Below are 17771 nucleotides of genomic sequence, written 5' to 3'. Positions count from 1 at the left end.
AAAATTTAAAAATTAAATTAAATTATAACCAAATACAAGTTATAATTAGACAATAGAGTTTAAAATTTAAGGATTTCAAAAGTGGCAAAAGAAAAATGTCCCCCTTGTGATTGCCCACAAGGCGTCCCTTTATGGCTTGGAACTTATGGAGATATGGTAACTTTGATTCTTACATTCTTTATTCTCCTGCTTTCTATGGCTTCTTTTACCAATCAAAAAATCAACCAAGCCATAGGATCTTTAGAAGGCTCTTTTGCAGTTTTAGAAAAAGGACTAAGGACACAAATTAATCCGCCACAACCTATACAAGCAACCCCTATCCAAGCAGAAACAGAAATGGATAATGTAATGAATATCTTTGCAAGTCTTATCACTGAATACAATGAAATCAATAAACTTGCAAATGGTCCTGCAGTAGAATTTGAAGAAGCCGAAAAAGGCATAATAATCCGCATTCCAGAAGATTTGCTTTTTGAAAGTGGCAGCGCAACACTTAGCAATTCAAATGGCATTACCTTTTTAAAACGCATTTCCTTGGAGCTTAATCATCTCCCCAAAGAAATACTCATCAAAGCAATCGGTCATACAGATAATACACCCATGAAAAAAAACGCCACTTTTGCGGATAATTTAGAGCTTTCTATTGCTAGAGGAGTCAATGTAGCTAATTTATTAATCTCTCAAGGTATTGACAAAGAACGCATTATAGGCGGTGGAGAAGGAGAGTTTTCACCTATTGCCAACAATGATATTCCAGAATTGAGAGCCAAAAATAGGCGGGTTGATTTATATGTGTATAGCATAGGCGAAGATCTCTCCAATCTTATGGAAAATCTTTCTAAAGCTACACAGCAATAAGGATACAAATTGGCACAAACCTCTATTGAAACGCTTTTTGAAGGGGCAATAAAATTCAAAGAAGAGAATTTTTTAACCTATAAAGAACTTTTTGAAAATCTTAAAGAAGGGCAGAACCCTCACACTCTTTTTGTGGGCTGCTCTGATTCTCGCGTCGTCCCAAACCTCATTACAAATACACTTCCTGGAGAGCTTTTTGTAATCCGAAATATTGCTAATATCGTGCCACCTTATAGAGAAGCGGATGAATACCTCGCTACCACATCTGCCATTGAATATGCCCTAGAAGAATTAAAAGTAGAAAATATCATTATTTGCGGACATTCTCATTGTGGTGGTTGTGCTGCACTTTATGAAGAGGAACATTTCACAAAAATGCCAAATGTGAGAAATTGGCTGAAGCTCATCTCTCCTGTTAAAGAGCAAGTATTAGCTCTTAATCCAAAAACCAAGGCTATGCGAGCATATTTTACAGAACAAATCAATATTGAAAAGCAAATTATGAATCTCTTTACCTACCCTAATGTCAAAGAAAAATATCTTGCTAGAACACTCCATATCTATGGTTGGCATTATATTATTGAAAGTGGTGAAGTTTATAGTTATGATTTTAAAAAACACGAATTTAATTTACTAAAAGGATGAATAATGATTATAATAGCTGGACCTTGCGTTATTGAAAATGATGAAATTTTAGAAGAAATTGCAGAATCTCTAAATCCCCTCTCAAAAAACCCCAAAATTGACTTTTATTTCAAAGCAAGTTTTGATAAAGCCAACCGCACAAGCCTTGAATCTTACAGAGGACCGGGCTTAGAAAAAGGATTAGAATCTCTAGCTAAGATTAAAGCAAAATTTGGCTACAAACTCCTAACAGACATTCATGAAACCCACCAAGTAAAACCCGCAGCGGAAGTGGTAGATATTTTGCAAATTCCAGCTTTCTTATGCCGACAAACAGATTTGATTGTAGAGGTAGCCAAAAGCAAAGCTATTGTCAATATCAAAAAGGGGCAATTTATGAATCCAGCCGATATGCGTTATTCTGTTTTAAAGGCTATAAAAACTCGTGGTGGAGAGAATCCTACTTATCAAGAATCCAAAAATCTAGGGATTCTTCTAACAGAACGCGGAAGTAGCTTTGGGTATGGAAATCTAGTAGTGGATATGCGCTCTTTGGTGATTATGCGAGAATTTGCTCCGGTTATTTTTGATGCAACTCACGCTGTGCAAATGCCCGGTGCAGGTGGTGGAAAAAGCGGAGGCGATTCCCGCTTTGCTCCCATTTTGGCAAGAGCAGCAAGTGCAGTTGGGATTGATGGCTTATTTGCCGAAGTGCATACCAACCCAAAAATCGCTCTAAGCGATGGACCTAATATGCTAACCCCACAAGTCTTACTTGAACTTTGCCAAAAAATACTAGAAATTGACAATCTCATAAAATAAAGGATAAAAAATGCAAATTATTGAAGGTGAATTATCATTACTTGGCGATGAAAAAATCGCAATTATTTCAAGCCGCTTTAATCATCTTATTACCGATAGATTAGTCGAGGGTGCCAAAGATTGCTTTTTGAGGCATGGAGGAATTGAAGAAAATCTCACACACATTTTGGTGCCGGGAGCTTTTGAGATTCCATTTGCACTAGAAAAAGTACTTGCACAAGGAAATTATGATGGCGTTTGTTGTTTGGGTGCAATTATACGCGGCTCTACACCACACTTTGATTATGTAAGCGCAGAAGCAACAAAAGGTATTGCAAATGTTACAATCCGCTATGGTGCTGCTGTTACTTTTGGAGTTTTAACTACTGATAGCATTGAACAAGCCATTGAGAGAGCGGGGACAAAATCCGGCAATAAAGGCTTTGAATCAATGAGCAGCCTTATTGAACTTATCAATCTCTATCGCAAGATTGGTGCATAATGGCAACTAGAAGTCATGCCAGAGAAGTTGTTGTACAACTTTTGTATGCCTATGGTAGCGGAAATGAAAAAATTAGTAAATTTGCAGATGAAATTTTTGAAGAACAAAAAATCAAAAACAACCAAAAAGAATTTGCAACCAGCCTTTTTGAAGGTGTGATTGCAAACCTAGAAGCACTAGATTTACGAATCTCTCATCAACTCAAAGATTGGGATTTTTCAAAAATTGGAGATATGGAAAAAGCCATTTTGAGACTTGGAGTTTATGAAATTATTTTCAATCATTTAAGCAAAGCCATTGCAATTAATGAGGCATTAGAACTTGCAAAAAGCTTTGGCAATGAAAACTCTGCAAAATTTATCAATGGAGTGCTTGATGGGATAGCCAAAAATCTACAAGATTCTTCCCAAACTCCCCATCAACCTCACCAAAAAGGAAATCAATGAAACTTTGCATTGCCCTTGATATGCCAAGTCCAAAAGACAATCTCAAGCTTTTGGAAAATCTCAAAAACACCAAAGATATTTGGGTAAAAGTTGGACTTAGAAGCTTCATAAGAGATGGTAAAGATTTTCTTTATCAAATCAAATCTATCGGGGATTTTAAAATTTTTTTAGATTTAAAGCTTTATGATATTCCCAACACAATGGGAGATAGCATTGATGAAATCACAAAATTACCCATAGATATGCTAACAATCCACGCAAGTAGTGGAAGAGAAGCAATGCAAGAAGTGATAAAACGCATTCAACACATGCAAAATCCCCCACTTATTATGGCAGTTACAGCACTTACTAGCTTCAATCAAGAGAGTTTTTATGAAATCTACCATGCTAATTTAGAATCACAAGTATTAGAATTTGCTAAAATAGCCCATGAATCTGGGATTAATGGGGTAGTTTGCTCTTGTTTGGAATCCAAAGCTATTAAAGAAAAAATAGGACAAGATTTCCTAACTCTCACACCTGCTATCCGCCCTTTTGGTGAAGATAGCGGAGATCAGAAACGCACCGCTACCTTGCAAGATGCCAAAGAAGCAATGAGTGATTTTATTGTCGTTGGCAGACCGATTTATAAAGCAGAAAATCCACAAGAAGTGGTAGGAAAAATCCTTACTTTGATTGCAAAATAGTAGTCCAAAAAGGGAAACCAATGGACAAGCTAGCAAATTTTAAGATTCTACTCTCCAAAGAAAGATTGGAATCTTATAATAATGAGATAGACAAGCATTATGAAAATTTAAAGCTAATAGCCAATATCACCCCAAAGATTGCCACATTAGAGATTATTCTTAGGAATAAGCTTGATAGTGTGCTTTCTTTAAGAAATAATGAATGGATAAAAAATGCTAAAGATGCAAAAATCATTGAAGCTAGAGAAAAAATAGAAAATAATAGCAATGGAAGCTACCTATCTCATCATCAATACCTTTCTCGTATGAGTCTGGGAACTATAATCCATATTACAAGAAAAGGGAGATTCCAAAATAAAGTAATGAATTTAGGCAACATTAACTTTTTGGATTATGATTCTAGTAATAGGAATTTTTGGATAAAAGATAGCAGAAAAACTTACTTTAAAAATTTCGAAAAAGTTGATATTGTCTTAAGTCTTTTGCAAAATTTACGCAATCGCAGTTATCATTGGGAGAATATAACAAAAACAATCAGCAAGAATGGGATTGATTATCCAAGATTAACTACAAAAGTTAAAAATACCCACATCGGCATTAATCCAAACAAAATAGAAATATTCTTAGATGATTTAATTAAAACATACAATGAAAGATTTTTAGATTATTGTTAAATAATCAAAGAAGTGGGGCGTAGCCTAAAAGACTTTTGGTATTGTCGCCCCTTGAATTTCGCTTACAATTATACCAACCAAAAATTAAAAGAATCTAAAACAATAATTGCTCATTCTCCATTTTAAAACCACAAGAAACCCAACTCTAAAAACATTTGAATTCACAATTATTTATTACAAATGTACTTTAAAGCCACACTTTATGCAATCATTATCTTTGGACAAAAGGCGGAATATCAATCAAAATTTAAAACACAAGTTCCAAATCCACCACTAAATCCAATCCAAAAAAATATTTTGGATATTATTTTTGGCAATTTTACTTTTGAGATTCTCAATTTTTTCTTTGGGATTTTCAAAGAATCTCTCATGGGTTTCCACCATAATATATTCTACATTTTCATAAAGCTTCTGCTCAATCAAAGAATCCAATACATCAAATTCCGCCCCTTCAATATCGATTTTAATGAGGCTAATTTTGTGGTGTTTTTGGATAATATCTTTTAAAAATTCACAAAAATCTAGCATTTCTACCTCATAGCTACTGCCGCCCCAATTTCGAGTTATACTTGCTCCCTCTGAAGCAGCATTATTAACACCATTATAAAAAGTAGTTTTCCCATTTTTATTAGAAACTGCTTGATTGGACAAAATAAGCTTTTCATTGCCTTTGTATAAATCTCTCAAAAAAGCATAAAGATATTTATTAGGCTCAAAAGCATAGCAAATCCCTCCACAAGCCAAAGCCACATCACTAAATACCCCCGCATGAGCTCCACAATCTACAAAAACAACCTTTTTACCATTTTGGTTTTGCAAATAAAATTCATAAAAAATCTCATAATATTTCCCCGCAATGTGGGCTCGCCTAAGAAGATATTGAAAATGATAAATCCCCTCTTTGGATTGTTGGGATTCAGCCATATCTAGCCTAATAGCAACGCTTCTATTATTGATATGTCGCATTATTTCTTGTTTTTGATTTTGTATAAAAGTCTGCATTTCTTGATTTTGTTTCAAATACAAATCACGCATTTCTTGCTTATATGCTTGTATATCGCTCTTAAGAATATTATCAGTATGTAGAGAATCTGCCAAACTATCAATCTTATTTGAAATATTATTTAGCATAAAACGCAATCCCTGCACCAAATTTCTAATTTTAAAATCTTTTTCTTCCCAAAATAAATTTCCCTCAAACCACTTTCATAACACTTAATTTTAAACATCTTTTGCCTTAATAAAATTTTTACTCTATCACCATAGAATGCGACGATATTTTAAAATTAATATCATTTTTTGTCATTCTATAATTATAGAGTAAGGGCAAAAATTGTTTGAAGATTTCAGCAAAGAAAAGATAGAGAATTTCCATAAAAAATTGCCAAAAACATCGCAACAATCCGCAAAGAAAAGGGATTCTCACAACTTGATTTAAGTTTAGCCATTGGATATAAATCTGTCTCTTTAGTTGGTGGAGCAGAAGCTGGATATAAAAATATTCATTATAATTTAGAACATCTTTACAAAATTGCCAAAGTTTTAGAAGTTGAAATCGGAGATTTTTTCAAAGGGATTTAAAACAATCCCAAAATCACTTTTTATTAATTTTCTAATTAATATAATCGCACTCTACTTCGCCCCACAGCATTTTATAAGGAAGCACTTTAATAAAATCTCCCTCTTTTACTTCTGTACATTCTTCACCAAATAATGCAATAGCACTGCTCTCAAAAAGTGGCAAAATTTGTCCAGAAGTATATTTGCCATTTTGCGTTATGCAAAACCCTTCTACACCCAAATCACCAAGCATTGCGTCCATTCTCTTTTTTAATTGAAAAGTTTCTTTATTTTTTACTCTTATGGCTTGTGGAAAATGTTTTTTTGCTCCCGCTAAATTCTTTAAAAATGGGACAATCAAAAAACGCAACAAAATCGCTCCAGCAAGTGGATTCCCCGGCAATGCAATGATAAATTTTGAATCCATTCTAGCCACCACAATAGGTTTTCCCGGCTTAATTTGCACTCCAGCAATAAGAATCTCTGCACCAACCTCTTCTAGCACTTCACGCATAAAATCCGCTTCCCCCTTGCTTGCTCCACCTGTTGTAAAAATCACATCAAAAGGCAACTCCAAAATTTCTAATATTTTTTGCTTATCATCTTTTAATATTCCACCATAGCTACCCCAAAAACCAAAGCTCTTCAACATTGCAAGTATCATTGTTGCATTAGAATTATAAATTTGATGCTCTCTAGCATTCTCCCAAGGCTCTTTTAGCTCATTTCCACTCGCAAATACCCCTATTTTTAACCCCCTAAAAACCTCTACATAACTCACCCCTTGAGATGCAAGAATTGCCAATACATTCTCACAAACCTCCTCACCAACCCCAAAAAGATTCGCATTAAGTGTTATTTCTTCTCCATATTTTCGGATATTTGCCCCCATTTTAAATTCTTTTTTTGGAATCTCAATGGATTCTTGATGATTAAATCCGCCCACAATTTCTTCAAAAGGAATGACAATATCTGCCCCTCTAGGCAATCTAGCACCTGTCATAATTTTTGCACACTCCCCTTGTGCTAGTTCCACTTCACTGCAATCCCCAGCAAAAATAGTTGTTTTTATTTTCACTCTTCTGCCTATATCTTCTTTTCTTATTGCATATCCATCCATTGCTGCATTATCAAAACTTGGAAGTGCTTTTTTGCAAAATACTTCTTGTGCCAAAAATCGCCCATACGCTTCCAAAATAGGCAAAATTTCTTTATTTCTCTTAAATCCTCTAGCTGCATCTTGCAAAATAGAGATAGCCTTTTGTAATGTAACTGCTTGCATTTTCTATCCTTGTAATAATCTAATTTGTCGATACTTTTGAGAAATTTTTTCTGCTAACCACTCTATATTGCAGTTTTCTTTTTTGAAACTTAAGCTCAAAAGCTCTCTTGCCTTTTGTTCTGTATAACCCATCATTTGCAGCACAAAAGATGGCTTTGAAAATCCAAAAAGGCATTCTTGCCCATTAATCATAGAAATACCATCAAAAATCAAACTTTGAATGAGATTTCTCGCTTTAATCCCCTGTAACCCCAAAGGCAAAGTATTATTTGGTGTTTCAAAAAAAGCATAACAATCATCTCCCAAAATCTCTTTTAATGCCAAATAAAACTTTTCTGCTTGATTAGAGCTAGGAATCTCTTGTTTTTTGATTGCTTCTAAGAAAACTTGATATAAATTTTCAATTTCCAAATACAAAGCAAACTCTCCAAGTTCAGCTTCTTTGGACAACATTACCCCAAAAGGACGCATTAAACCCAAATTTTCTCCATTTGCTAGTAGTAAATTTGCATTTTGAGGCAAAGGCAACCTAAGTGCAAGTGCATAGCTAATATCCCAAATGCTAAAAACTTCTTTTAATTCTTTATCTAAGTGAAAATTAGAAGTCAAAATATCTTCATTCAAATAAGGCACAACAAAACATTCTGCCCCCTTTTCTAAAGCCTCTTTAATGCAAATTTGACCGCTTTTTTTATCAGGAATCAAGGGGATAATAGAATCCCTCTCTTTTAAAGATAAATACGCCCCATAAAGCATTTGATGAGAAGAAAGCACAACTGCAACCTTATACTTAAGCGTCAATTTGGTAAGCAAAAAATAAAAACTCTCCAAATTAAAACTAAAAGGACGAGCTATTTTGCAACCCAAATAATCGCTTAAAGCTTGATTTTCTCTCCATATTTTTTCTGACGCATTAGGTGTAATAGCCAAATAATTTGGCTGCTTAGAAGCAATAAGTTTTTGCATTAATTCTGAATTAATGGGAGGGTTTTGCAGATAATCTAGCATGATTTTATAATCCTTTTACCACCTGTATTTTCAATATCACTAAAACTATCCAAATAATCCAAATATGAAATAAGGTATTTGCGACTAAGATTAAAATACTCTTTGAAATTATTTAAATCCAAATAACCTTCTTTTTTGATGATATTTCTCATCTCATTTAGAATTTGTGTGAGTGCTTGAGTGCAGACAAAAAGCTTGTGGCTAAGACGCACTATTTTTTTTTCTTTTGTCAATTTCTTATAAATATCATCACCACTTTTTCTATCAATATCTAGCATATCATAAAGGTTATAAGGTGCCATTGGCTCAAACCCTTGCTGTTGCAAGATAGAATAAATTTTGCCATAAAGATAATCTTGCACTTTGCCAATTTTAGAATCTACCCCAACATAAAAAGAATCATTCTTGCACAAAATCCCTTCTTGCAAAAGACTATCTAAAATGTGCTGTGCAAAGTCATTTGCCACCCAAGATTGTTTTTGAGTAAGCAATGCAGCACTCAAAAGTGCATTAGGATTTTTATCCAAAATTTTACAAATAATATCTCTTAATAATTTTGTTGCCTCTTTTGAATAAACTACCAAACTTTTTTGGCTAACAAAGCAATTATCTATTTTTTGGGCAATTTCTAAAGCTTCACTTTGAGAGATTCCAAAACGCTGTAAAGCGCTAATTAATCCTAAACCTTTTTTGTGTGCTTTTAATAAAATTTCAAAAGCGCTCTTAAAATCCCGCTGGTTTAAAAATTTCAAAAAAGTTAGCTTTTGTGCCTTTTTCATAGGATCCACAATAGGGCTTAAGATTCTCCCTCCCCCTAGCGTATGATTGTCATCACGCAAAATAAATCTTTCATCAAAAATGCTATAAATAGGACTTTTAAACTTTAAAGTAGCATATTTTTTGGTATCTTCTAAAAACAAGATTCTACAAGACATCTTTAATGCCCCAATAAAAAACATAGCCTCCAAATTATGTGGAATCTCCTCAAAAAGATGAAGTGCCACCTCAACCCTATCAAATCCTCTTAAATACCCCTTTTTTGTTAGCAAATCTCCCCGTTTAAGCTCATTGTGGGACACTCCACTAAGATTCAAAGCCACTCGTTGCCCGCTCTTTGCCCAAGGGACAGATTCTCCATGGCATTGAATATTCTTAATCCCCAAAAGCCTCTCAAGGTTACAACACCACACTTTATCCTCCAAAGTGATACTTCCATCCAAAAGCGTCCCACTCACTACACAACCAGACCCCTTTATCACAAAGATTCTATCAATATAATAACGAAAAAAGCCCAAATCCCTATGAACGCTTTTAGGAAGCATAAAGAGAGAATTTTTGAGATTCTCCATACTTGCACTATCATAAATAGAAACTTCAAAAATTTGATATTTTAAGCTTTCAAATCCTGCAAAACATTGCTTAATTTCCTGTTTTAGCTCTTGTATTCTTTTTTTATCCACCAAATCTATTTTGCTCAATACCACCAAAAAATTATGGATTCCAAGCAAGCTTGAAATTTTTAAATGCTCCAATGTCTGCGGCATAATTCCTTCATTTGCAGAAACCACAAGCATTGCATAATCCAATCCAAATGCACCAGCAATCATATTTTTGACCAATTTTTCATGACCGGGAACATCAATAAAGGCTATATTTTTCTCACCATTACTCAAATTTGAAAAGCTCAAATCCAAGGTGATTCCACGCTCTCTCTCATCGCTCCTCTCATCTCCCCAAAATCCATTTAAAGCCCTAATCAAGCTTGTTTTGCCATGATCAATATGCCCCATTACACCAATGATTAGATTATCTTGCATATTGTCCCTCAATTTTCAAAAGTGCTTCTTGAATCTTTTGATTATCCCCCTCCAAAAGTGTTCTTACATCCAAAATAACCTTTTTGTTTTCAATCCTTGCAATAATCCCCTCTTTGCGTAAAAGTCTTTCTAATTCTTGTTCATCACAATAACTCAAAGCAATCCCAAAAGATTCCAAAGCCTTATTAGGCATCGCTCCGCCACCGCTATAACTTTTTGTTTCTTGAATAAGAGGCAAAAAACTTTTGGGTATTCTTTCAAATAATTCTTGTGCTTTTTGCTCCAAAGTTTTTTTATCTTGCAACAAAAGTTTGCAGGTTGGGATTTTTTCATATTGCCCTTGCAAGTATGCAAACAATGTCGCTTCAAGCATTGCAATGGTAAATTTATCCACACGCAACATTCTTAAAAGCTGATTTTCTTTCAATTTCTCTATATATTGCCTTTTACCAAAAATAATCCCAGCTTGTGCTCCACCTAGCAATTTATCCCCACTAAAGCTTACCAAAGAAGGATTTAAACTTGCAATTTCCTCTAAAGACATTTCATGCCTTTTCAAATTCCCCTCAAATCCCTTTAGCCCAAAATATCCACTCCCCAAATCATAATAATCCAACAAATCATTTTCTCTAGCCAATGCAATTAGCTCTTTATAATCCACTTCTTTGCTAAACCCTGTAATTTCATAATTAGATTTATGTGCTTTAAAAATCATCGCAGTATTTGCACTAATTGCCTCTTTGTAATCTTTAAAATGCGTTTTATTAGTTGTCCCAACTTCCTTTAAAATTGCTCCAGAATCTTCCATCACTCTAGGGATTCGAAAACTTCCTCCAATCTCAATCAGTTCTCCCCGAGAAACAATAACTTCTTTATTTTTTGCAAAAGTATTAAAAATCAAAAAAACTGCTGCTGCATTGTTATTGACCACCAAAACATCTTCTGCTCCCAAAAGCAATGCAAAGAGATTTTGCAAATGAATATAACGCTCACTTCTTGAACCTTTTTGCACATCATATTCCAAATTGTTATAAGCGCACAAAATAGGCTTAATTTCCTCCAACATTGCCTCAGAAAACACACTTCTTCCAAGATTTGTATGCACAACAATTCCAGTGGCATTTACAAGAGGTTTTAAAGATTTTTGTGTAGCATTTAAATAAATTTGTCTAATACGATTGATACATTCATCAATCTCTATAACCTCCCCTCCGCCCAAAAGAGTTTTACGATAAGATTCCAAAAAATCCACAATAATCACTTTTAACAAATCAACATTAAATCCACAAAATTCTTTTGCATAAAGCAATTTATCGGTTTTGGGGATATGCCTTAAAATATCATTCATTGCTTAATTCTTTAAATTGTAAAATTTCAAGTAACGATAGCAAAAAGTTACTTTATTTTTGACTAAAGCCAAAATTTTTTATATTTTTTTGGAAATTTCTCTCCATATTTCTTTAGAATCTCCACAAAAATGCTCTCTAAATTGCGTTTTATTAAAAGTTCTTTGGCGTTTAGCAAGTTGTGCTGTATGGGTAGAAATCAAACTTTCTAATTCGCTTTCTTGCAAAGTATTTTCTAAAAATCCTATAATCTCTTTAATCCCTATACTTTTTGCCCATTGATAATTTTTACCATATTTTTTAATCAAGTTTTCTGTCTCTTTAATAGCACCATTTTCAAGCATTTTTTGCGTTCTTTGTATGATTTTTTGTCGCAAAATTTCTCTCTTTAGAGTGATTTCATAAATCTCACATTCTTGAATAATCGGCGTTTGTTGGTTTTCTTTAAAATATTGTGTTGGGCTTTTTTGTGTCGCAAAATAAATTTGCAAAGCCTTGTGGATTCTATAAGTATCTGTGGGCTTTAGTTTTGCAGCATAAATAGAATCAATTTTGCACAAAAAGTCGTATTGACTTTCTAAATTGCCCAACAATTGTATTTGCAAATCAACTTTTTGTTTATCAAATGCAGGAAAACAAGAAAGTCCATCAAGCAGCATTTTTAGATAAAAACCTGTCCCACCTACAATCAGTAGATTTTTATTAGTTTCTTGACAATGTGATTTTGCCCTTTGGTATTCTTGAATAAAAATTTGCACATTATGTGGTTGTATAGGCTCTAAAATATCAATTCCAAAATGCCAAATACCTTGCATTTCTTCTTTTGTAGGTTTTGCAGAGATAATATCAATTTCCCGATAGACACTCAAAGAATCCAAAGAAAGAATCGCACATTTCTTTTCTTGTGCAATCTCTAAGGATAAAGCAGTTTTCCCAGAACCACTACTGCCTAAAATAGCAAAAGTTTTCAAGCAAAATTCTTAGAAGCTAAAATCGCTTCAAAAAAAGCATTCCTTAAAGCATTTTTTTCCAAACTAGAAATTCCCTGTGCAGTAGAACCTCCCGGACTCATTACGCTTTCTTTTAAAAGTGCGGGATGTGTATCTTGCAATAACGCAGCAAAGCCTTCAAATAATCCATTAACGATTTTTGTGCTTTCTTGACGAGGGAGTCCATTTACAACTCCAGCATCTATCATTGATTCTGCTACAAGTGCCAAAAATGCAGGCGAACAACCACCAAGAGCGGCTGCTATTGGCATCATCTTCTCATCTATCCAAACACTTCTCCCAATAGAATCAAAAATTTCTAATGCCTCGTTTTTATAGCCTTCATCACCACAAAGACTCGTGATAGATTTACCCACACTTGCAGCAACATTTGGCATGGCACGAATATAATTTTGCGATTGAATAGATTTTTTTAATGTTTCCAAAGAAACGGCATTCAAAATCGAATAAACGCATTTTGCTTTACCAACAAACCTAAACTGCCCCAAAGCATAAGGTTTTACGCAAAGTAAAATTTCTTTGCTCTCAATATCAATTGTATTGTCTGTTTGTGGCAATACACTAAGCTGCAATTCTTTACAAAACTCTTGAATCTTGTGAGAATCTCTACCCCCAACATACAAAGCAAACTTGCCCTTTAGCCCAAGAGCCAAAGCTCTTGCCATTTTGCCATAACCCAATAAAATAAGACTTTTCATAAAAGACTATAATTATTCTGTTTTATTAAAATCAAAGAATTTTGAAATAGGTTCAGAAAGTCCAAAATTTTCATATTTAAAATTTTCTAGCACAACTTGTGCCATTGTTAAATTCTCAAAGTTAAATAGCACAGGAGCCAAGAAATTCACGGTAGATTCTTCAATAGGATCCTTGATGCAAACAATATTTAAAGTTACTAATTTGGAATTTTGAGGATCTATATTCGTCTTGCCTTTAAGCTCTAAGAGTGCTTTAATAGGTGAAGGAATTTCAAACTCATAATCTGAACGCATTGCATAGGGATTCACCAAAGTAAATGAAATTCCATCATTCTCGCAACTTTTTAATTGCATAAAAGTATCATCATCTTTAGCGATTTTTTCTAATTTCATCTTTTGGATATGTTCAAATCCTAAAATCGGAGACTTCACTACAAATTCCATACCTCATCCTTCCATAGAGCAAAATCTATATTTCCTCAAAAAATATTTTTAAGAATTATACCAAAGTTTATAAATCATAAAATTTCTAAAAATTTAATTCTATCGCAATAAAAACAAAAAATCAATGTAATTTTATAAAAGTTATACAACAAATCCGCTATAATTAGAATATTCATACATATATTTTTGGTGTTTAAATGTTTGGATAGCAATATCATAGCATTAACACTTCAAAGTAAATACAATAAACAAAGGATTTTTGTGATAAATATTTTAAAATTCTTTTTTTTCTTTCTTAGTTTCATAATACTTTTTGGCGCTTGCTCTTCTAAAAGCAATAGTGGATTAGCTCTTGATGAAGTCAATAAACCTGCGGATTATTGGTATCAAAGTATGCTTAAAGAAATTCGTAATGGGGATTTAGAAAAAGCCGATAGTTACTTTACTTCTCTTCAAAGTGAGCATTTAAACTCCCCTCTTTTGAGTGAGGCTATGCTAATACTAGGGCGTGCTCATATGCAAGAAGAAGAGTATCTTTTGGCGGCTTTTTATTTTGATGAATACACCAAGCGTTTTGGGAATGAACAAAACATTGATTTTATCAAATTTTTAAAATTGCAAGCTAATTATTTTGCTTTTGCCAAACAATTTCGCGACCAACAATTACTTGCTAAATCTATCCAAGAAGCTCAAGATTTTAGCCAAAAATACCCTTACTCGCGTTATCGCCCAATGGTAGATACAATGTTGTTAAAATTAGAACTTGCCAATTTGAGCCTCAATAAAGAAATTATCAAACTTTATAACAAAAAAGATAAGCAACAAGCAGCAGAATATTATCAACAAAAAATTGATGAAAATCAATGGGTAAAAGATGTCTTTTACAAAGAAGCAGGCTCTCCTTGGTATCAAAAAATTTTTGAATGGTAGGATTCATTAATGCAGTTAGAACGTTACGGAAAATTCCCAAAAAATCTTCCTATTATCTTGGAAGAAGATATGTTTTTATATCCTTTTATGATAGCTCCACTCTTTATTACCAATGAAGAAAATCTAAAATCCATTGAAATGGCTATGCAAAATGAAGATAGGCTTGTTTTTATTACCACTCTAAGTTCAAAAGAAGAAGAAAATACAGAATCTTTTTATGATGTTGGAGTGATTGGAACAATCATGAGACACACTGCATTTCCTGATGGACGCATCAAGATTCTTTTCCAAGGATTAAGTCGAGGGAATCTCTTGCAAGTTACCTCAGAATCTCCCTTAATGGGTAAAATTGCTCCTATTTTATCTAAGAGTTTTGACCCTAATAGGATTGATGCAATTCTCTCTGTTTTGAAAGAAAAATTACGCAATCTTTATAATGTTTCACAAAATTTTTCGCAAGATTTGTTAAGAAGCATCAATGAAACAACAGACCCAAATCGCGCAGCTGATTTAATTGCAAGTGCTATAAGATTGAAAAAAGACCCAGCCTATAAGATTTTGAAAGAAAATGACCCAGAAGAGAGGCTTTTAAGCTTAATTGATATTGTGATGGAAGAAATCAAAGCTCAACAGATTCAAAAAGAAATCAAAACCAAAGTCAATTCTCAAATGGAAAAAATCAACAAAGAATATTTTCTCAAAGAACAACTCAAACAAATTCAAAAAGAGCTTGGTGGAGATAACAACAAAGAAACTGAAATACAAGAATATAAACAAAAACTTGAAAAACTAAAAAATTCTATGAGCAAAAGTGCCTACAAAGAAATCAATAAACAAATCAACAAGCTTTCTCGTATGCACCAAGATAGTGCTGATGCAAATCTTTTGCAAAATTATATTGAATTAGTTTTGGAAATACCCTTTGGTGCTTATTCAAAAAAGCCACTCAAAATCGAGGAAGTAGAAAAGCAGCTCAATAAAGACCATTATGGGCTAAAAAAGCCTAAAGAACGCATTGTAGAATACTTTGCAGTCCGCGAACTTCTCTCTTTAAGAGGCAAAGCAAATACCGAAAATAAAGGAACTATTCTTTGCTTTTATGGACCTCCTGGAGTGGGTAAAACAAGCCTTGCAAATTCCATTGCCACCGCTCTTAAAAGAAAGCTTGTCAGAATCGCACTAGGTGGTTTAGAAGATGTCAATGAATTGCGTGGGCATCGTAGAACTTACATTGGAGCAATGCCCGGTAGAATCGTTCAAGGCTTAATTGATGCAAAAGAAATGAATCCTGTGGTTGTCTTAGATGAGATTGACAAGATTCACAATTCTTTCCGTGGAGATCCTTCTTCTGTTTTGCTAGAGATTCTAGACCCAGAACAAAACAAAGAATTTAGGGATTATTACACTAATTTTGATTTGGATTTATCACAAGTGATTTTTATAGCCACCGCAAATGATATTGGTGCGATTCCAGCCCCTTTGCGTGATAGAATGGAATTTATCAATATCACAAGCTACACACCTCACCAAAAAGAGCAAATTGCAAAAAAATATCTTATCCCTCAAGAACTTAAAAAACATGGCTTGCAACCCTCTGAAGTGAGCTTCAATACTCAAGCTATTAAAACCCTTGTAGAAAAATACACAAGAGAAGCAGGGGTAAGAAATCTTAGAAGAAAAATTGCACAAATCTTACGCAAAGTGGCAAAAGAAATCTTGCAAAATCCGCAAGAAAAAATTACCATCACCACAAAAAATCTCCCCTTATATCTTGATAAAATCGTCTTTGAATTTGAAAATGTTGGCAAAAAAAACGAAATTGGGCTTGTCAATGGATTGGCTTGGACTAGCGTTGGGGGAGATGTACTCAAAATTGAAGCACTCAAAATCAAAGGCAAAGGCGGATTGCACCTTACAGGAAATCTAGGTGATGTAATGAAAGAAAGTGCAAAAATCGCTTATTCTCACATCAAGTCTTTAATCGATAGCAAAGAATTGAAAATCGATAAAAAACTCATTCCGCTAACCCACAAAGAACAAGAAGAAAATATACAAGTGGATTGCAGTGAAATTTATAATCGATTTGATATCCATTTGCATGTTCCAGAAGGGGCAACGCCAAAAGATGGTCCAAGTGCTGGAATAGCTATTGGTAGCGCTATTGCTTCTTTATTTTCAAATCGCCCGATAAAAAGCTCTTTTGCAATGACAGGCGAACTCACTTTAAGAGGAAAAGTTTTGCCCATTGGAGGATTGCAAGAAAAACTCATTGCCGCCTTCAAATCAGGCATCAAAGAAGTCTTAATCCCTAAGAAAAACTTTGAACGCGATATGGACGAGATTCCAGATGAAGTAAAAGAAAATGTCAAAATTCACCCCGTAGAAGATTTCAGAGAGGTTTTAAAATACATCCTTGAAACAAAATAATCTTTTAGAATTGCCACTTTACAATCCTCTTGAAATCTGTGGCATTGACGAAGCAGGGAGAGGTTGCATTGGTGGCTCACTTTTTGTTTGCGGAGTAATTTTAACCCCCACTTTCCCAAAAATCCTCTTAGAGCAACTTCAAGATTCCAAAAAACTCTCTCAAAAAACGCGCGATAACCTAGCCCCACAGATTCAAAAATACGCCAAATTTCATCTTGTCAAAAAAAGCGCAGAAGAAATCGATACAAAAGGGCTTAGTTTATGTATCAAAGAATCTCTACAAGAAATCTCAACAAACCTACAAGCCCCACATTATCTCTTTGATGGTAATTGCAACTTTGGAATCCATTCCCTACAAACACTCATTAAAGGTGATTCTAAGATTCCATCAATTAGCGCAGCAAGCATTCTAGCCAAAAATGCAAAAGACAAAGAAAGTGTAAAATTAGACAATCTTTATCCGCAATATGGCTTCAAATCCCACAAAGGCTATGGAACCAAAGACCACTTAAAGGCTATTTTGGACTTTGGTTACTGCAAAGAACATCGCAAAAGCTATAAAATCAAAATTTTTACCAAAGAAAATCTCTTTTTGATTTAATATACTTTAAACAAAATAAAGATAAAATAGGCGACTTATTTTATGCTTAAAGGTGCT

At 33.9% G+C, this 17771-nt stretch carries 19 protein-coding genes; 11 read left to right on the top strand and 8 right to left on the bottom strand.

The window, feature by feature from the left end; genetic code table 11:
• The first annotated feature begins 81 nt into the window (after positions 1-81).
• From EL247_RS01170 to EL247_RS01140, 7 genes are read left to right on the top strand one after another with little or no spacing between them, the layout of a single operon-like run.
• Entirely contained in the window at positions 82-858 is a 777-nt protein-coding gene (locus tag EL247_RS01170; protein ID WP_005022030.1) for an OmpA/MotB family protein, read from the top strand.
• A gap of 24 nt (positions 859-882) precedes the next feature.
• Positions 883-1503: a carbonic anhydrase gene (locus EL247_RS01165; protein ID WP_224757655.1), complete on the top strand. Its 621-nt coding sequence runs from the start codon at positions 883-885 to the stop codon at positions 1501-1503.
• Between the two features lie 3 nt (positions 1504-1506).
• Positions 1507-2304, top strand: a complete 798-nt coding sequence (kdsA, locus tag EL247_RS01160; protein ID WP_054195408.1) for a 3-deoxy-8-phosphooctulonate synthase — start codon at positions 1507-1509, stop codon at positions 2302-2304.
• A 10-nt stretch (positions 2305-2314) separates the two neighbouring features.
• Positions 2315-2785 (top strand): 6,7-dimethyl-8-ribityllumazine synthase, encoded by a 471-nt coding sequence (gene ribH, locus EL247_RS01155; protein WP_054198136.1) that lies wholly within the window; start codon positions 2315-2317, stop codon positions 2783-2785.
• The gene (gene nusB, locus EL247_RS01150; RefSeq protein ID WP_104745487.1) at positions 2785-3231 is read left to right on the top strand and encodes a transcription antitermination factor NusB; all 447 of its coding nucleotides are present in this window, start codon (positions 2785-2787) and stop codon (positions 3229-3231) included. Before ribH ends, nusB begins: the two co-directional genes overlap by 1 nt.
• Positions 3228-3917: an orotidine-5'-phosphate decarboxylase gene (pyrF, locus tag EL247_RS01145; protein ID WP_104745486.1), complete on the top strand. Its 690-nt coding sequence runs from the start codon at positions 3228-3230 to the stop codon at positions 3915-3917. The genes nusB and pyrF overlap by 4 nt, the downstream gene beginning before the upstream one ends.
• Positions 3918-3937: 20 nt before the next feature.
• The gene (locus EL247_RS01140) at positions 3938-4591 is read left to right on the top strand and encodes a hypothetical protein (RefSeq protein ID WP_104745485.1); all 654 of its coding nucleotides are present in this window, start codon (positions 3938-3940) and stop codon (positions 4589-4591) included.
• Positions 4592-4864: 273 nt separating this feature from the next.
• On the opposite strand, the gene EL247_RS01135 is transcribed toward EL247_RS01140, so the two are convergent.
• Positions 4865-5722 carry an FkbM family methyltransferase gene (locus tag EL247_RS01135; protein ID WP_172594041.1) on the bottom strand — a complete coding sequence of 286 codons (858 nt, stop codon included), beginning with the start codon at positions 5720-5722 and terminating at the stop codon, positions 4865-4867.
• Positions 5723-5971: 249 nt separating this feature from the next.
• On the opposite strand from EL247_RS01135, the gene EL247_RS08600 reads away from it, so the two are divergent.
• Positions 5972-6172, top strand: a complete 201-nt coding sequence (locus EL247_RS08600) for a helix-turn-helix domain-containing protein (RefSeq protein ID WP_104745505.1) — start codon at positions 5972-5974, stop codon at positions 6170-6172.
• Between the two features lie 31 nt (positions 6173-6203).
• On the opposite strand, the gene EL247_RS01125 is transcribed toward EL247_RS08600, so the two are convergent.
• The 7 genes from EL247_RS01125 to fliW form a co-directional block, all read right to left on the bottom strand.
• On the bottom strand, positions 6204-7433 hold the full coding sequence (locus EL247_RS01125; RefSeq protein WP_104745484.1) for a molybdopterin molybdotransferase MoeA: 1230 nt from the start codon (positions 7431-7433) through the stop codon (positions 6204-6206).
• A gap of 3 nt (positions 7434-7436) precedes the next feature.
• A complete protein-coding gene (locus tag EL247_RS01120) occupies positions 7437-8441 on the bottom strand; it encodes a nitrogen fixation protein NifS (protein WP_104745483.1) in 1005 nt (334 codons plus the stop codon).
• A complete protein-coding gene (gene selB, locus EL247_RS01115; RefSeq protein ID WP_126441920.1) occupies positions 8435-10258 on the bottom strand; it encodes a selenocysteine-specific translation elongation factor in 1824 nt (607 codons plus the stop codon). The genes EL247_RS01120 and selB overlap by 7 nt, the downstream gene beginning before the upstream one ends.
• Positions 10248-11606 carry an L-seryl-tRNA(Sec) selenium transferase gene (gene selA, locus EL247_RS01110; RefSeq protein WP_104745481.1) on the bottom strand — a complete coding sequence of 453 codons (1359 nt, stop codon included), beginning with the start codon at positions 11604-11606 and terminating at the stop codon, positions 10248-10250. The genes selB and selA overlap by 11 nt, the downstream gene beginning before the upstream one ends.
• Before the next feature lie 78 nt (positions 11607-11684).
• A complete protein-coding gene (gene miaA / locus EL247_RS01105; RefSeq protein WP_104745480.1) occupies positions 11685-12575 on the bottom strand; it encodes a tRNA (adenosine(37)-N6)-dimethylallyltransferase MiaA in 891 nt (296 codons plus the stop codon).
• A complete protein-coding gene (locus tag EL247_RS01100; RefSeq protein WP_104745479.1) occupies positions 12572-13312 on the bottom strand; it encodes a pyrroline-5-carboxylate reductase in 741 nt (246 codons plus the stop codon). The genes miaA and EL247_RS01100 overlap by 4 nt, the downstream gene beginning before the upstream one ends.
• 12 nt (positions 13313-13324) lie before the next feature.
• A complete protein-coding gene (gene fliW, locus EL247_RS01095; RefSeq protein WP_005022009.1) occupies positions 13325-13756 on the bottom strand; it encodes a flagellar assembly protein FliW in 432 nt (143 codons plus the stop codon).
• A gap of 261 nt (positions 13757-14017) precedes the next feature.
• Between fliW and bamD the strand changes: the two genes are divergently transcribed.
• Genes bamD through EL247_RS01080 form a run of 3 tightly spaced genes read left to right on the top strand, consistent with a single transcriptional unit; the run spans position 14018 to position 17714 of the window.
• The gene (gene bamD / locus EL247_RS01090) at positions 14018-14686 is read left to right on the top strand and encodes an outer membrane protein assembly factor BamD (RefSeq protein WP_005022007.1); all 669 of its coding nucleotides are present in this window, start codon (positions 14018-14020) and stop codon (positions 14684-14686) included.
• A 9-nt stretch (positions 14687-14695) separates the two neighbouring features.
• Complete coding sequence (gene lon, locus EL247_RS01085; RefSeq protein ID WP_104745478.1) at positions 14696-17113, top strand: endopeptidase La; 2418 nt, start codon at positions 14696-14698, stop codon at positions 17111-17113.
• Positions 17100-17714: a ribonuclease HII gene (locus EL247_RS01080; protein WP_104745477.1), complete on the top strand. Its 615-nt coding sequence runs from the start codon at positions 17100-17102 to the stop codon at positions 17712-17714. Before lon ends, EL247_RS01080 begins: the two co-directional genes overlap by 14 nt.
• Positions 17715-17771 lie beyond the last annotated feature (57 nt).

Origin of the sequence: Helicobacter pullorum, from assembly GCF_900638355.1 — a bacterium.
Lineage (GTDB): Bacteria > Campylobacterota > Campylobacteria > Campylobacterales > Helicobacteraceae > Helicobacter_D > Helicobacter_D pullorum.
This window is presented reverse-complemented; position numbering and strand designations above follow the sequence as displayed.

What these genes read in the sequence shown, in the direction of transcription:
- kdsA (WP_054195408.1), top strand. Translation starts at nt 1,507, where the DNA reads ATGATTATAATAGCTGGACCTTGCGTTATTGAAAATGATGAAATTTTA.
- lon (WP_104745478.1), top strand. Translation starts at nt 14,696, where the DNA reads ATGCAGTTAGAACGTTACGGAAAATTCCCAAAAAATCTTCCTATTATC.
- fliW (WP_005022009.1), bottom strand. Translation starts at nt 13,756, where the DNA reads ATGGAATTTGTAGTGAAGTCTCCGATTTTAGGATTTGAACATATCCAA.
- ribH (WP_054198136.1), top strand. Translation starts at nt 2,315, where the DNA reads ATGCAAATTATTGAAGGTGAATTATCATTACTTGGCGATGAAAAAATC.
- EL247_RS01135 (WP_172594041.1), bottom strand. Translation starts at nt 5,722, where the DNA reads ATGCTAAATAATATTTCAAATAAGATTGATAGTTTGGCAGATTCTCTA.
- EL247_RS01125 (WP_104745484.1), bottom strand. Translation starts at nt 7,433, where the DNA reads ATGCAAGCAGTTACATTACAAAAGGCTATCTCTATTTTGCAAGATGCA.
- EL247_RS01100 (WP_104745479.1), bottom strand. Translation starts at nt 13,312, where the DNA reads ATGAAAAGTCTTATTTTATTGGGTTATGGCAAAATGGCAAGAGCTTTG.
- EL247_RS01140 (WP_104745485.1), top strand. Translation starts at nt 3,938, where the DNA reads ATGGACAAGCTAGCAAATTTTAAGATTCTACTCTCCAAAGAAAGATTG.
- selA (WP_104745481.1), bottom strand. Translation starts at nt 11,606, where the DNA reads ATGAATGATATTTTAAGGCATATCCCCAAAACCGATAAATTGCTTTAT.
- EL247_RS01120 (WP_104745483.1), bottom strand. Translation starts at nt 8,441, where the DNA reads ATGCTAGATTATCTGCAAAACCCTCCCATTAATTCAGAATTAATGCAA.
- selB (WP_126441920.1), bottom strand. Translation starts at nt 10,258, where the DNA reads ATGCAAGATAATCTAATCATTGGTGTAATGGGGCATATTGATCATGGC.
- pyrF (WP_104745486.1), top strand. Translation starts at nt 3,228, where the DNA reads ATGAAACTTTGCATTGCCCTTGATATGCCAAGTCCAAAAGACAATCTC.
- nusB (WP_104745487.1), top strand. Translation starts at nt 2,785, where the DNA reads ATGGCAACTAGAAGTCATGCCAGAGAAGTTGTTGTACAACTTTTGTAT.